The 15,367-nt window shown below is 61.7% G+C and carries 13 protein-coding genes; 7 read left to right on the forward strand and 6 right to left on the reverse strand.

The annotated features are described in order from the left end of the window. Positions 1-45 precede the first annotated feature (45 nt). Positions 46-684 carry a TetR/AcrR family transcriptional regulator gene (locus VSP_RS36555; protein ID WP_009963190.1) on the forward strand — a complete coding sequence of 213 codons (639 nt, stop codon included), beginning with the start codon at positions 46-48 and terminating at the stop codon, positions 682-684. On the opposite strand, the gene VSP_RS39775 is transcribed toward VSP_RS36555, so the two are convergent. The 5 genes from VSP_RS39775 to mnmA all read right to left on the reverse strand — a co-directional run bounded on the left by VSP_RS39775 (position 681) and on the right by mnmA (position 6,156). Continuing rightward, the gene (locus VSP_RS39775; protein ID WP_009963191.1) at positions 681-1,835 is read right to left on the reverse strand and encodes an AMP-binding protein; all 1,155 of its coding nucleotides are present in this window, start codon (positions 1,833-1,835) and stop codon (positions 681-683) included. The two genes, VSP_RS36555 and VSP_RS39775, sit on opposite strands and share 4 nt — an antisense overlap. Before the next feature lie 30 nt (positions 1,836-1,865). Further along, positions 1,866-2,828: an enolase C-terminal domain-like protein gene (locus VSP_RS21155; protein WP_009963193.1), complete on the reverse strand. Its 963-nt coding sequence runs from the start codon at positions 2,826-2,828 to the stop codon at positions 1,866-1,868. 75 nt (positions 2,829-2,903) lie between these two features. Further along, the gene (locus VSP_RS21160; RefSeq protein WP_009963194.1) at positions 2,904-3,785 is read right to left on the reverse strand and encodes a 1,4-dihydroxy-2-naphthoate polyprenyltransferase; all 882 of its coding nucleotides are present in this window, start codon (positions 3,783-3,785) and stop codon (positions 2,904-2,906) included. 32 nt (positions 3,786-3,817) lie between these two features. Continuing rightward, a complete protein-coding gene (gene menB / locus VSP_RS21165; protein WP_009963195.1) occupies positions 3,818-4,630 on the reverse strand; it encodes a 1,4-dihydroxy-2-naphthoyl-CoA synthase in 813 nt (270 codons plus the stop codon). 428 nt (positions 4,631-5,058) lie between these two features. Beyond that, the gene (gene mnmA, locus VSP_RS21175; protein ID WP_009963197.1) at positions 5,059-6,156 is read right to left on the reverse strand and encodes a tRNA 2-thiouridine(34) synthase MnmA; all 1,098 of its coding nucleotides are present in this window, start codon (positions 6,154-6,156) and stop codon (positions 5,059-5,061) included. A gap of 176 nt (positions 6,157-6,332) precedes the next feature. Here mnmA and VSP_RS21180 point away from each other — a divergent pair, with 176 nt between their 5' ends. From VSP_RS21180 to nagZ, 6 genes are all read left to right on the forward strand, one after another. Next, the gene (locus VSP_RS21180) at positions 6,333-7,058 is read left to right on the forward strand and encodes a hypothetical protein (protein ID WP_009963198.1); all 726 of its coding nucleotides are present in this window, start codon (positions 6,333-6,335) and stop codon (positions 7,056-7,058) included. Positions 7,059-7,208: 150 nt separating this feature from the next. Further along, positions 7,209-8,546, forward strand: a complete 1,338-nt coding sequence (locus VSP_RS39780; RefSeq protein ID WP_157210992.1) for an ATP-dependent Clp protease proteolytic subunit — start codon at positions 7,209-7,211, stop codon at positions 8,544-8,546. Positions 8,547-8,611: 65 nt separating this feature from the next. Then, a complete protein-coding gene (locus tag VSP_RS21190) occupies positions 8,612-9,148 on the forward strand; it encodes an NUDIX domain-containing protein (protein ID WP_009963201.1) in 537 nt (178 codons plus the stop codon). Positions 9,149-9,505: 357 nt separating this feature from the next. Further along, the gene (gene rplI, locus VSP_RS36570) at positions 9,506-10,000 is read left to right on the forward strand and encodes a 50S ribosomal protein L9 (protein ID WP_009963203.1); all 495 of its coding nucleotides are present in this window, start codon (positions 9,506-9,508) and stop codon (positions 9,998-10,000) included. A gap of 156 nt (positions 10,001-10,156) precedes the next feature. Then, positions 10,157-11,641, forward strand: a complete 1,485-nt coding sequence (dnaB, locus tag VSP_RS21200; protein WP_009963204.1) for a replicative DNA helicase — start codon at positions 10,157-10,159, stop codon at positions 11,639-11,641. Between the two features lie 805 nt (positions 11,642-12,446). Next, complete coding sequence (nagZ, locus tag VSP_RS21205) at positions 12,447-13,559, forward strand: beta-N-acetylhexosaminidase (RefSeq protein WP_009963206.1); 1,113 nt, start codon at positions 12,447-12,449, stop codon at positions 13,557-13,559. A gap of 242 nt (positions 13,560-13,801) precedes the next feature. Here nagZ and VSP_RS21210 read toward each other — a convergent pair whose 3' ends face one another. Continuing rightward, positions 13,802-15,229, reverse strand: coding sequence for a tetratricopeptide repeat protein (locus tag VSP_RS21210; RefSeq protein ID WP_009963207.1), 1,428 nt, complete (start codon positions 15,227-15,229; stop codon positions 13,802-13,804). Positions 15,230-15,367 lie beyond the last annotated feature (138 nt).

The following is a 15,367-nucleotide window of genomic DNA, read 5'->3' on the forward strand; positions in this document are numbered from 1 at the left end:
TTAATTACATCTCGACAGTCCGATGTCAAACGACATATTTCAACCATGAGCCGCCCACCCCGCAGCGCCCAGGCCACCACCGATCTCAAGGACCACATCCTCAGCGCCTCGCGCACCATCCTGGTCAACGAAGGCTATGAGGCCCTCAGCATGAGACGCCTCGCCCGGGAAATCGGCTACTCTGCGACCGCCCTCTACCTCTACTTCGAGAATCGGGAGGCCATCGTCGCCGAACTCGGCCGCCGCGGCCTTGAGGACCTGGAAAAGCTCATGCTCCCCGCATTGACCCTCCCCCCAAAGGACGCCCTGCGCGAGCTCGCCCGTCAGTACCTGCACTTCAGCACCGGGCAGCCCGAATCCTACCGCGTCATCTTCATGCAGGACAGCGCCCTGGCGGACGCCATGTTCCGCAGCCAGCCCGGCAAGGACGCAGGCGGCGCGGGCCAGCGCGTCTTCGGCATGATCCAGTCCCAGTTTAAGCAACTGGTTTCAGGAAAGGACTCCGCACAACATCATGCCGAGGTCTTCTGGACGTCTCTGCACGGCATCGTCTCCCTCAAGCTCACCTGCGAAAAGTTCCTGCAAACCCCTGCGACAGACTTGGCCGCCATCGCCATCGAGGCACTGCTGGAACGAGTGGCACCGGCTTCCAGACGGATTCAGGCCGAGCAGAGCGATGGTTAATCCTGTCTCAGTAAAGCTTCCAGCCCCACACGATCCACCTTCCCCAATCCGGTTCGAGGAATTGCCGCAACACCTCGCACCCCGCTCAGTCGCTGATATCCCGGCACCCCCTCATTGAACTGCGCCCGCAACGTCTCCAAGGCAGCTTTGCTCATCTCCCCCACCAGCACCAGCCGCGTTTCCTGCCGGTCATCAGCTATCGGCCAGATCACGCATGAGGCAGGAGCAAGCCCTTCCTCCAGGTAGATCTTCTCAAGCCGGGCCTGCAACTCGGGCAGACTCACGAGTTCGCCCAACACTTTCACAAACGAAGCCTCGCGCCCGAGGAAACGGAGAAACTGTCGCGTGCCATGATGCCAGATCTGCACGCGATCCCGCGTGGCCAGTCCGGCATCCGGATCAATCGGCTCCCATTGCCAGGCCCCATCACGAAGGACCATGTACCCCTTGGCCAGAGCGCTGCCGCGCACGTGGAGCCGGTCCGTCTGATCTGTACCAAGCTGCCAGCAGGGCAGGACCTGCAGTGATTCTGGATCAAAGCCCGTCCTCAGGTGCTCCAGCGGCTCGGTGGCAATCTGGGAGGCCGTCTCGGTCATGCCAAAGCTCTGCAATACCGGCCAGCCCAACTCCAAAGCCCGCAACGCCACCTCCCGGTTCATGCCCCCGCCGCCCACGACGATGGCCCGCAGCGACTCCGGCGCGGGAAGCCGGGCCGCCACCAGATCATACACCTGCGTCGGCACCAGAGATACCAGAGTGACCTGCTCCCTCGCACACTGGTCAGCAAACCGGCCTGCATCCCACTTCCCCTCTAGAAAAGTCCACGCAGCACGGCTCAAATGGCAACGAGCCAGGATGGAGCAGCCTCCCACATGGTGCGTGGGCAGGGCGATGAGCCAACGGTCTTGAGATGTGGACTCAAGGTGCTCATTCACTGCCTGCGCTGAGATGAGCATCCCTTCCCGAGAAAGGCCCACCCACTTGGGCACGCCTTCGCTCCCGGAGGTTTTGAAATAACACAAGCCCGCCGTATCTGCCCGCGCCTGCGTCATCTCCTCCAGACCGTCCGGAGCCATCTCCCCTGGAGCCAGCGCCAGATGCAACCTTGTCGATTGCCAGAAGGCGTCGTTTTCCTGAGGGGTGTGCTGCATGTCCGTCGTCGGTGCCGGAAGGGTTCGCCCCTACAACTTCAGCCAGGCCAGCTTGTCCAGCACCTCATTGAAGCCCAGGCCGGTGCCCGCACGATCCACTGCCAGCACTCCGCCCACCGCACTCAGCCGCTCAAAAAAAGAATCCCTGGCAAAGAGATGATCCGTGGCCAGGCCACACAGATCCATGCGCCCACCGATCTCCTGCCACGCCAGGGCAGCCTCATACGCGGCAAAGCTCTGGCCAATGGCATGGTCCATGGCGGAGGTCATCACCACCCTCACCCGCTCCGGCACGCCGTCCAGCATCTCCCGCCACTCGCGACGCCCGGGCTTGAGCACCGCCACGTTAAAGCCCTCATCCGCACCGCGCAGAGCTTTGTCCAGAGCCAGATCCACCGCATAGCGTCGCTGCATATCCTCCCAGGACTCGGGGTCGTACGGAAAGGGATCTTCCACAAAGTCGAGCCGCGCTCTCACACGCGGGGACATCCACTCCATGAAGTTGCGAAACTGATGGGGCTCCAGGCAGGAGTTAAAGTCCGCGCGCAGCTTCACCCCGGCATCCCCAGCCTTGGCGGCAAAGCTGTCCAGCCAGCGCAGCACCTCCCCCACGTTGTTCCAGCCCTTGGTCTTGATCGCCCCCCACCCCTCTGCCACGACGCGGCGCATCTGCGGCTCACTGGGCTGGTTTTGATCCCAAGAGTAATGACACGGCGGAATCTCCAGCCCTGCAAACAAGCTGACACCCGCCCGCCGCGCCGCGCCATCCACTGCCGCCATGCGCAGAGCACGCTCGATCACCTTTGAGGTGCCGCCGTCTCTCAGCAGGTCCAGTTGATCCTTGATCGGCGGATCGCCGAATTCCGGCCAGGGGTGCAGGCAGCCCACCCCGCCGTCCACCATGATGAGCACCCCGTGAAACTCCCGCCGCTGCGACACCGCATTCAGCGCACCGCGGGAGTACAGCGTGTACGGATGAATGTAGTAGGACATAGAGGTGGAAAGTTGAGACGGGCTTCGCCCTGGTTGAGACGCTACGCTGGTTTAGACACTTCGTTGGTTGAGGGATTAGCCCCAGATCAATGCGGCGATGAAGGTGAAGGAGAAGGCCAGGAGGGAGGCCCCGGCCATGGCGAGGAATTTGTTGTAGCGGGGAGAAGGTTCTGTCTTCCAAATCGCAGTGGACAGGGCGGCGGCGGCAAGGAATGCGATGGCAAAGGGAGCCCACCGCACGGCAGGTGTCTGCCAGTAAAAGCAGAGTGCCAGGGTGATGAGGTAGAGCAGCGTGATCTCCACCCGCGCGAAGGTTTTGCCAAAGCGCACCGCCAGCGTCTTCTTGCCCGTCTTGGTGTCCTCCTCTATGTCCCGCAGGTTGTTGATGGCAATAAGCACGGTGGAGAGACAGCCGATCTGCAGACCCGCCACGAGCGCCTCCACATGCCACTGACTACTCTGCACAAACGCGGAGCCCGTCACGGCAATGAGGCCGAAGAACAACACTACGAAGAGCTCCCCCAGGCCGCGATAGGCCAGCGGCACGGGTCCACCTGTGTAGCCGTAGCAGAACCACAAGGAGGGAATGCCTATGGCCAGAATGGGCCAGCCGCACTGCCAGATGAGCGCCGCGCCCTGCACGCTGGCGATCACCAGAAAGAGCACCGCCGCCTTCATCACCGCGCCGGCGGACATCATGCCAGACGCGGTGATGCGCACGGGCCCCAGGCGCTCCTGCGTGTCGCTCCCCTTCATCGCATCCACGGCATCGTTGAAGAAGTTCGTGGCGATTTGCAGGCAGATGCAGCTGCCCAGCGTGGCCAGCATGAGCCACACGCAGAACTCCCCGCTGAGCTTCCAGCCCAGCGCGGAGCCCACCAGCACAGGGGCCACGGCGGCCCCCAGCGTCTTGGGACGGGCCGCCAGGATCCAGGGTTTGATCTGTCCGGCGATCATGATGCAGGCACTGAGTTAGATCTTGAACCGCATCACGGCACGCGGGGGAACTTGGAGAAGTCCGGCTTGCGTTTTTCCACAAACGCATTTTTGCCCTCCTTCGCCTCCTCACTCATGTAGTAGAGCAGCGTCGCATTCCCCGCCAGATCCAGCAGGCCCATCTGGCCATCGCAGTCTGCATTGAGTGCCGACTTCAGGCAGCGCAGGGCCAGCGGCGAGTGTGCCAGGATTTCCCGGCACCATTTCACCGTCTCCTCCTCCAGTTCCGCCAGGGGCACCACATGGTTCACCAGGCCCATGTCCAGCGCCTGCTGCGCATCATACTGGCGGCACAGGTACCAGATCTCACGCGCCTTCTTCTGCCCCACGATGCGGGCCAGGTAGCTGCTGCCCAGACCGCCGTCGAACGAGCCCACCTTCGGCCCCGTCTGGCCAAACCGGGCGTTGTCCGCGGCAATGGTCAAATCACACACCACGTGCAGCACATGACCGCCGCCGATGGCGTAGCCCGCCACCATGGCGATCACCGGCTTGGGAATGCCGCGAATCTTCTTCTGCAGGTCCAGCACGTTCAGGCGCGGCACGCCATCGCTGCCCACATAGCCCGCGTGACCACGCACCTTCTGGTCTCCACCGGAGCAGAAGGCATCCGGCCCCTCACCCGTGAGGATGATCACCCCCACTTCAGGATCCTCATGCGCCACGTCAAAGGCATTGAGCAGTTCATGAACCGTCAGCGGACGGAACGCATTGCGCACCTCCGGCCGGTTGATCGTGATTTTCGCGATGCCGTCGCTGGACTTCTCCAGCTTGATGTCCTGGTATTCTTTAACGGAGGTCCACATGGTCAGGGTCGGTTGTCAGGAAGGGTGTCGAGGTCGTAGATCGGGAAGAAACGCTTTAGCGCAGCTTGGCGGGGAAGCATCCCGTTTCGCAGATTTTGTACGCCTGGAGGTCACCAGACGCCTCGTCATCCGCTCCGGAGCCCTCAACAGCTTCCCGATCCCTCTGCTAAGTGCCCGTCCTCGGTGCGGGCCACCGCATACTGAACCCGCATCGCGTCAAGAAACTCCGAGAGAGGCCGTCCCCCTCCCGAAAGCGCCGTTGCGATCCCTCGCTTGATGGCGACAACAGCTTCCCAATCCTCCATGCAGGCTGACTGATCTAGGGTGCCTTTCCCGTGGTTATCCAAGAGTGCAGCGTAGTCCGGAGGATGCATAGCAAAGGATCGCAGCGCACCGAGCCTGCTCAAGTCAATTCTCCACCACTCCACCTACTCATACCCAATCGACTCAAACACCGCCCCACCCAGCAGCTGATCCCCGTCATACAGCGCACAGATCTGCCCGGGTGTGAGCGCCCGCTGGGGCTCATCGTACACCAGCTCTGCGGCCCAGCCGTCTTCCCTCTCAAAAGGCGTGTACATCGCCATCCCCGCCGGGCAGCGATAGCGCGGCTGGGCGTTCAGCCGCCGTGGCACCAGAAGGTCCGGCCCCGTCGTGGAAATCTGCGTCAGAATCGCCTTTCGCGCCCAGAGCAGCGGGGTATCCGCCTGCTCAATCGCCACCACCAGCTCATTTGCGGCGGGCCGCTTCGCCACCACCACATAGGCCTGCTTGTACAGATTGGACGGCACCCGCAGCCCCTTGCGCTGGCCCAGGGTGTAGAGATGCAGACCGCGATGCTCGCCCAGCACCTTGCCTTCCAGATTCACAATGTTCCCGGGATTGTCCGGCACGAAGGTCCTTAGGAAGTCCTCCATCTTCACCTCACCGATGAAGCAGATCCCCTGGCTGTCCTTCTTCTCCGCCGTCTTCAGACCCAGTCGGGATGCCTCCACCCGCACCTCCGCCTTGGGCAGGTGGCCGATGGGGAAGCGAGCAATCTCCACCTGCTCCGGTCGCATCATGGCCAGGAAGTAGGTCTGGTCCTTGTTGCCATCCACGCCGCGTCGCACGATCGGGTGCGCCCCCGGCTCCGCAGGCAGCTCCCAGCGGGCATAGTGCCCGGTGGCGATGGCATCATAGCCGTGATCCTTGGCCCACTCCCAGAGCACGCCGAATTTCATCTCCCGGTTGCACATCACATCCGGGTTGGGCGTGATCCCTTCCTGATACCCGGCCAGGAGGTACTTCACCACCTTCTCCCGGTACTCCCTCATCAGATTCACCACGCGGAACTCGATCCCGAGCTGGTCCGCCACCGCACGGGCATCCTCGATGTCCTCCTGCCAGGGGCAGTGGCCGATGATGTTCTCCTCATTGATCCAGTTCTTCATGTACGCCCCGGACACATCATGCCCCTCGCGGACGAGCAGGGCGGCGGCGACACTGCTGTCCACGCCTCCAGACAGCGCGGCTAGGATCTTCATGGGAATCAGTTCGGTAAGGGAAAGGTACGCCCGATTTCCCACGCCGGGCGGGGAAAAACGGACCCGCGTAGTCGCTTGCCCTTCGCCCCCTGTCAATCCCCAACCACCAGGTCGGGTGCGACCTCTCGTCACGTTTTCCCTCTTCCCTTTTCCCTGTCTAGAGGCTACCAACTCCCATGTCTCAAGCTCAGAAAGAACCTACCGGCCCCTTCAGCCCGTTCTACGGTTGTGCCATTCTCATCATCGCCATTTGCACCTTCGGCGGGATCGTCGGCTGGACCCTCTACAGCGGCTACCGGCAGGACAAGGAGATCAGCCAGTTCACCATCGACAACGCCCCCCCTCTGCCTACTCCCACGCCCAGCGAGGAACAAAGAGCCGCCCTCCTCACCAAGCTGGACTCCTTTGAAGACGCAGCGTCCAATGGCAAAGCCGTTCCCCTCCTCCTCAGTGTAGAGGAGCTCAACACCTTGATCGTGATCGCAGGGGAAAAGGAAGTGGCCGACTACCGAGGCATCGCCCTCTTCACCAGCATCGATCCCCAGGCCCAGCTCCTCATGGCCGACCTCTGCTGGCAGATCAACCGTCTCCCGGGCAGCGACGGTCCCAAGCGCTACCTTGTGGGTAAGAGCGGCTTCAAACCCGTCATTGAAAACAACGCCCTGGATCTGCACATGGAGACGCTCACCGTGCCAGGCAAGGAGGTCAGCCAAGGCTTCTTCCTCCATCTCAAGACCATCCCCTGGCTCAATGTCGCCAAGCTCAAGCCTCACGTAAAAGCGGTGCTGGAGAAGGTGACCAGCGTCGAGTTCAGCCCCGATGGCTCCTCCATCATCCTGCACTCCACGGCCGGCACCGGGGTCACTCCACCAGCTTCTCCGACAAAAGCAACAGCTCCGTAACTTTGGGATGGGCAAGTGGCTGCGGGACGCTACAATCGTGGCCCGTTAGCTTGGCACGTGTACTGCTTTTCAAAATAATTGTCACCGTGGCTAATCGCAATGATTGCCACGGGAAACAGAAAAGCAGTGTGCGTCAACCCCACCTTGCCCATGCATACGACGATCCGTCTTGCCGCCTTGTTGTTGCTCGTGATTGCGGGTTCCTCCGCCCGGGCAGAAGCCCTGAACGCCGGACTGCCGGCGGAAGACCTGCTCGAACTGCAAGCGCAGCAGTGCGAGGAAAAAACAACCGCACCAGCACCCTCGCTTGATGCGCTGAAGGCGGAGGTCGGCCGCCTCACGGTCGAGAAGGAGAAACTCTCCACCGAGCTCGCCCTGGCCCAGGCCGCGGTGGAGAAGGAGCTCAGCCCCTCCAAGCTCAACACCCTGCGTCTTCAAGCCCAGCTCGCCGAGCTGAAGGCAAAGCAGGATCTGGCAGAGTATCAGGAAAAACTCGCCGAGGAAAAAGCTCTGGAGGAGGACAAACGCACCCTCGACCGCGCCCTGCTGAAAAGCAGCATCGCCAAGGCCGAGGTCGAGACGGAACTCGCCGAGATCCGCCGCATCGAAAATGCCACGCAGAAGGAGATCGCCCGGATCAACTCCGGCATCGCCCTGGAAAAAGAGGAGGAAGAGGCCCGCAACTACGCGATGTCTGACCCCGTGTATCTCACCGAGCCCCTGCAGGGTCGCAAGCTGGTCATGTCAGACCGGCGCATCGCCCTGAACGGGCCCATCAGCATGCGCACGGCGGACAACGTCATTGCTCGCATCAACTATTTCAACAACCGCGATGCCAAGCTGCCGATCTTCCTCGTCATCGATGACAGCCCCGGTGGCTCTGTCATGGCAGGTTACAAGATCGTCAAAGCCATGCAGGGCAGCCAGGCCCCCGTGCATGTGGTGGTGAAGTCCTTCGCCGCCAGCATGGCCGCCTGCATCGCCACCGTGGCCAAGCACTCCTACGCTTACTCGAACACGGTCATCCTCCACCACCAGATCCACTCCTTTGCCGGGGGCAATCTCACTCAGCAACAAGAGTGGCTCAAGGAGATGGAAGAATGGTGGCGCCGTCTGGCTGACCCCGTGGCGGTCAAGATGGGCATCTCCCGCGAAGAACTCATCAAGCAAATGTATGCCCACGCCTCCAGCGGCGACTGGAGCGAGTTCGGCGACAACGCCCAGAAGCTGAAGTGGGTGGACCACATTGTGGATGAGATCCAGGAGACGGGCACCATCAAGAGCCCCGACGTCGCCCCCAAAGCCCCCGGATCCGGCAGTGTCAGCGCAGACGATGGCATGGAAGCCAGCGCGCACGGCTCCGGCCCGGTGGCAGAGCTCAAGGCCCAGGTGGACGAGAAAGGCCGCCCCTACATGTCCCTGCCCCGCCTGAATCCCCGCGATTGTTATTGGCTTTACAATCCAGATGGGTATTTTCGGGCACCGTGAGGTAAGTCCGCCCACCCTTTTCCCAGGGTGGTCCCGCCTCCGGCAGCCTTTCCCAACCCGACTGCATGGAGAATCCCTGGACCACCCTGTCCACCCGCGAGGTGTATCACAATCCCTGGATCCGCATTCGTGAGGACCAGGTGATCAATCCCTCCGGCGGCCCCGGCATTTATGGTGTGGTCGAGTTCAAGAATCGCGCCGTCGGTGTCATCCCCATTGATGAGCAGGGCTACACCTGGCTCGTCGGCCAGTACCGCTACTGCCACGAGAGCTACGAGTGGGAGATCCCGGAAGGCGGCTGCCCCGCCCATGAGGAATTGATCGACTGCGCCAGACGCGAACTGCTGGAGGAAACCGGCATCATCGCCCAGAGCTACGAGCTCATCCTGGACGGCATGCAGCTCTCCAACTCCACCACCAACGAGGTCGCCTACATCTACACCGCCCGCGGCCTCTCCTTCACCGAGGCCGCCCCGGAGGATACGGAGAAGATCGACGTAAAGAGAATCCCCCTGGAGGAAGCCATCGAGATGGCCCGCAACGGCACCATCCGGGACGGCATGTCCGTCATGGGCCTCCTCTGGCTCGGGAGTCAACCGTAGCCCCGCTGCGCGGGGAGACACAAGACTGGAAGACTCCAGACACAAGACTTGAGCGTCGCCTGGGATGACCGCGCCTTCGCTGGCGACAAGTTGATCCCCGAAGGGGATTTTTAGCACAGCCCAGTGGTTGGACGAGCCTCAAGCGAGTCAACCCTGGGTACCTCCGAGGAGGAGGATCAGGTGGGAAGGCCAGTAGCATCCGCTTTCTCCCCACCGCCATCAACACCTCCATGTCGCACGAATGCCCCTCCAACCAAACCCCTGGGAACGGTCAACCCCCAAAAACTTCACCCAGCATTTGACAGCCTTTCCTAGCTGGGTATCCTCCCTGCCCCACTCTACCCAACCAGCAATCGTATGCCCACCGTTGATATCATTTTGAAGGAGAAAATCGCCAATCTCGGTGCCGAGGGCGACGTTGTGAAAGTGAAAGGCGGATTCGCCCGCAACTTCCTGATCCCGCAGGGCAAGGCCTATGCTGCCAACAAGGGCAACCTCCGCCAGTTGGACTCCCTCAAGAAGGTCCGCGCGGAGCGTGAGGCCAAAGAGATCGAAGAAGCTGAGAAGATCTCCACCAAGCTCAAGCGCCTGAAGCTCAAGCTCACGCTTGCAACCGGCCAGGCTGGCAAGGCTTTCGGCTCCATCACCACCATCGACATCCAGAAGGCCGTTGCCGAGAGCGCTGCCAAAGTGGAACTCGACCGTCACCAGATTGAGCTCGAGAAGCCCATCAAGAGCACCGGCACCTTCGAAGTGCCCGTCAAGCTTCACGCTCAAGTCAACTGCTTCCTCAAGATCACCGTCACCGCTGCTGACGGCACTGAAGTCGAAGCTGAAGAGACTGAGGAATAAGCGAGGGCTTTTCCAGCTGCCTCCGTTTACCTGCTGTTTTTTGGACCCCGCACAGATATCTGTGCGGGGTCTCTTTTTCTCTGTGTTGTTCACATAAATTCACAGCGTTTCCTTCTCGCTCGTCCATTGATTTTCGATTAGCATCGTCCCCGCCCCATGCCAGAGCCCGCCTCCAACGTCACCCCGTTTGACCCGGCAGCCGCCAATGCCCCGGCGCTGCAAAAAGGAGGCCAAGGCAAAAAGAAGGGAGAGGTTGATCCCCTAAGTGACATCAACCGCGCCATGCCCTTCAGCGATGACGCGGAGAAAGGCGTGCTCTCCTGCTTCCTGCAGAACCCGACGGACCTCATCAACGATGCGCTGACGACCCTCCCGGTCGAAGCCTTCTACCACCCTGCCAACCGCCTCATCTATGAGGTGCTGCGAGAGTTCAACAACGACGGTCGCCCGATCGACCTCGTCTCCCTGTCGCACTACCTGATCGACAAGGGCCTCATCGACAAGATCGGCGGGCCCGCCACTCTCGCGGATCTTTACTCCTTCGTCCCCACCCCGGCGCACTACGAGTACTACAAAGGCATCCTGCACGACAAGCACCTGCTGCGTCGTATCATCAGCGCCTGCACGGAGAGCATTCAAAACGCCTACGAGTACCAGGAGGACGTCCCCCTCTTGCTCGACCGCGTGGAGCAGCGCATGCTGAGCGTCCGTGAGGACACAGAGTCGCGCGATACCATCAAGCCCCTGCGTCAGCACATCATGGAGGCCGTGGATACCATTGAGCACCTCCTGCTCAACCCCGGCCAGATGAACGGCCTCTCCACCGGCTACCGGAAGCTCGACCAGCTCAGCACCGGCTTGCAAGGCGGGGAGCTTTTCGTCATCGCCGCCCGTCCCTCCATGGGCAAGACCTCATTCTGCATGAACATCGTCGAGTATGTGGCGGTGGAACTGCAGCGCCCCGTGGCCTTCTTCAGCCTGGAAATGAGCGCCTCCGTGCTGGTCCAGCGCCTCATTGCCGGCCGCGCCGGCGTGAACATGAGCAAGCTCAAGAGCGGCCTGCTCAACCGTGAGCAGATGCGCGCCGTCACCACCGCGTGTGGCCAGCTTCAAAAGTCAGAGATCTTCATCGATGAAACACCCGGCCTGGACATCATGGAGTTCCGCGCCAAGGCCCGCCGCTTGAAGAAGCAGCACAACATCGGCCTGATCACCATCGACTACCTCCAGCTCATGACCTCCGGGTCCAAGCGAGCCAAGGAGAACCGGCAGATTGAAATCGCAGAAATCTCCGCCGGCCTCAAAGGCGTGGCCAAGGAACTGGACCTGCCCATCATCGTGCTCGCCCAGCTCAACCGGGCCGTGGAGCAGCGCAAAGGCGGCCGCCCCATGTTGAGCGACCTTCGTGAATCCGGCTCCATCGAGCAGGACGCCGACATGGTCGGCCTCCTCACCCGTGACGATTACGCCGGCAGCAAGACCGAAGTCGGCACCGAGGAGGAAGAAGAAGCCAAAAAAGGCAAAGCCGTCCTCATCATGGCCAAAAACCGTAACGGCCCCACCGATGACGTCCCGCTGAGGTTCATCGCGGAGTACATGAAATTCCTCGAACGCGAGCCCGATCCGGATGAGGGGCAGTAGTCCGGTGCGTCAGTAGTCCGGTGCGTCAGTGGGCAGTGCGTCAGTGGGCAGTGCGTCAGTGGTCAAGGTGTTGGGGCTGGATGATAGTGGGGACGTGGCGTCAGCTTGCGGGAGTTGGTGGTTCAGCCTCCTTCACTACCGCTGCACCGTAGCACCTCCCTCTCTGCTGACCGAGGAAACAACGGCGGCATGTAATGGGGCAGTGCGTCAGATTGGGGCGGCTTGGGAGTGGCGGGGGTATGGCGGATGTGTTTCGAGGTCTCCAGCAGGGCGGTGTGGGTCCCCCTCTCGTCGGCTGAGGTCCGCGCCGGGGTTGGAGTACCGCTTTCAAGCGGAATCACCCCTCACACGTCCCATGACGTCCGCCCCCATCCAGCCGGGAGATCGAGTCTCACCGCGAGCACCTCAACAACTCTGCGACTCCTGATTCGATCACGTATACTCCAACCCTGCTGCGGAGCCGGGGCAGTGATTTGATCGGGCCGGTTGGGGCGTGAACGCTGGCGGCAGCGTAGCGCAGATTGCCAATCTGCTGTGCCGCCGATTGGCAATCGGCAATCGGCATTCGGCGCTGGAGGGGTTGGCCGTCATCCAGCCTGGAAGCGCCGTCAGGGGACGATTGTCACGGACCGGCACCGGAATCCCCTCACTCCCTTTGCTGGCACCCCGCCCTCTGATTTGCCATCGCATCCCGCTTGCAAGATCTTGTGACTACGGCGTCACTGTGGCAGACCGAGGGCCCATCCCCTCCCCCGCGCTCCGGGCCACTAGTTTACTGAATTACCGATTTACTGAATCACCGAAAATGTCCGCTCACGCCAACACCCTCGGCCAGCTACTCCTTACCGGCATCCCTGGTCCAGAACTCGACTCCGAAACGGCCGCCCGCCTCAAGAAACTCCAGCCCGGCGGCTTCATCCTCTTCAGCCGCAACCTTCAGGACGCCACCCAGCTCCGCAAACTCTGCGATGACCTCCGGGACCTGAGCGACATCGAGCCCATCATCACCATCGACCAGGAAGGCGGCCGCGTCTCCCGCTTGCGCTACATCGGTCAGGAGCCGCCGAACGCCCAGCAGCTCCGCCAGAAGGGCGATCCCCTCCTCATCAAACGCCACGGCCAGCTCACCGGCAGACTGCTCCGCCTTTTCGGGATCAACCTCGACCTCTGCCCCGTGCTGGACATCAGCTACGACGACACTGCCGACAACTCCCTGAAAGGCCGCTGCTACGGCACCGACCCCCAGCAGGTGGTGGACAATGCCGGCACCTTCAATCGCGCCATGCGCAAGGAAGGCGTCCTGAGCTGCGCCAAGCACTTCCCCGGCTACGGCCCTGCCGAGTGCGACCCCCACGAGTTCCTGCCCATCATCGAGAAGACAGCCGAACAACTCGAGAAGGAGGAACTCCTCCCCTACCGCACCCTCCTGCCCGAGCTGGACAGCGTGATGGTCTGCCACGCCAACTACCGCGCCTACGATCCCCAGAACGAGCGCTGGCCCGCCTCCCTCTCCCACAACATCGTGCAGAAGCTCCTGCGCGACCAGCTTGGGTTCGATGGCCTGGCCATGACGGATGACCTGGACATGGGTGCCATCCTTAATGAAGTGACCTTCGAGCAAGCCATTCAGGAAGCCGTGAAGGCCGGAAATGACATGGTCATGATCTGCCACCGCCTGGAGATGGTGGAAGAAGCCCGCCGCCACCTGGAAGGTGTGCCCGATCCGATTCTGCACGACGCCCTCATCCGCCTGGAGAAGACCAAGAAGAAGCTCGCCTTCCCCGACAAATTCAGCCTCGAGAAATTCGCCGCCATCAACGACGACATCTGGAAGCTCCGCGTGGACACGCTGGGTGAGGAGGGTGCCAAGAACCTCAGCGTGGAAGACGGCAAACGATCCCCTGTAGAGCTGTATTGATTTAGCTCCGATTTCAAGAGCCCTCACCAGCCGTCGCCCTTTCATCGGGGCCGCGGCTTATTATTTCCTAGATCGCAATGGATCACCCCACAACGTCGCCACAGGCGTAGTCCGGTTGTCCCAACTGGCTCAGTCAACGGAGGGACCAAGCGCACAAACACCACCGTCTCCACCGACCACCCACGACGCCTCCGACGGGGACCGTCGGACTACTCCCGCAGTGTCGCCACGATGTCCCCCACCTATCTCACAAACTCTTTCGCCGCCCGCAGCCGCGCCACATCCTCTTTGTCCGCAGGGGTGAGCCCCATCCCCTCCGCCTTCTCCAGCCACTTCATGGCCTCCTCCACTCTACCCGCGGAGCCGTAGGCGGCCACCAGCACCAGGATCTGGCTGGGATCCTTCCAGCCCGAGCCCTCACAGGCCCTGGTGGCGTGCTGTACTGCAGAGCTCGCATCTCCCACTTGCAGCGCCATCAGCGCCTTCACGCGGTGGGCCTCCGCGAGGTCGGGGTTCAGCTTGAGCGCCGAGGCCACATCCGCCTCCGCGCCCACGTTGTTTCCTAGTTTAAAGCGCGCCATCGCCCTTGTGGCGTAGCCCATGCCGAAATTGGGGTCACACTCCAGGGCCTTTGTACAGTCGGCTTCTGACCTGGCGTAGTCATTGTTGTTCCCGTTCAGCCAGGCCCTGCGGAAATAACTTCCTGCGCTTCTGGGCGCCAGCGCGACATAGCGGTCGGCCGTTTTCATGGCGTTGTCGAGCTCCAGAGTCGCCCCGTACGCATACGCCAGCATGTCCAGCGTGGTCAGATCATTCGGAATGAGCTTGATCGCGCCCAGCAGTTCCTTCTTGGCCAGCTCATATTCCCCGCGCTGCTGATACACCAGCGCCTTCCCGGTATAGGCCCGGCCCAAGATGTCTTTGTTGTCCAGCCCCAGCGCAATCGCCTGCGAAAAGTCCGCCAGCGCCTCATCCTGTTTGCTGCCAGTCTTGGCGCGGGTGACTCCCCTTTGCAAGTATCCCTGGCTGTCATTGGGATCCAGTTCGATCAGTCTGGTGAACACCTCCTCGGCACGATCTAGTTTGGACCTTCTACCGTACAAGTTCCCCAGCAACCACCACGCCTCCCGATCAAGAGGCTGCACTTTCACCACCACTTCCAGGTCACTGATCGCCGCGTCATGCTCGTTGATCTCGGCATACAGATTTGCCCGGTTGTAGAGAGCCCCCACATTCGTGGGATTGAGCTTGGTCACCTGTGTGTAGTCAGCGATCGCGCCCTCATATTGCTTGCGGGCATGGCGAATCTTCGCCCGCAGCGCATAGCCGCCGTCCAGGTCAGGCATCGCCGTCAGAGCCCGGTTGGCATCCGCGAGCGCCTCATCCAGCTTCCCTTTACGGAACAGGATGTTGCCCCGCACCACATAGCCATCCGGATTCTTGGGCTGCAGCTTGATCGCCGCCTGCGCATCCGCCAGCGCCAGATCCAGCTTGCCCTGCCGGAAATAAACGTTTGCCCTCTCCAGTCTGGGACGCACTTCTCCCGGTGCGTAGCCGATGCATTTGGTAAACTCATCCGCGGCCACACTCAGATCGCCCCTCTCAATAGCCTCCTTGCCCTTCAGCGCGGCCTCAAAGTAGGGCGACTGCTGGGCTGAGAGCGGAGACATTCCCACCAGGAAAGCCAGCGAGGTCACCACCGCGCAATGGCCCGCCCTGAATCGCCAACCCGTGGTCGCCGCAGATCCTGCTTTCTGACGACGCTTGCTTGCGTATGCCATACAACAACCTCACTCCCGCTTTCCTCA

It is taken from the genome of Verrucomicrobium spinosum DSM 4136 = JCM 18804, assembly GCF_000172155.1.
Classification (GTDB): domain Bacteria; phylum Verrucomicrobiota; class Verrucomicrobiia; order Verrucomicrobiales; family Verrucomicrobiaceae; genus Verrucomicrobium; species Verrucomicrobium spinosum.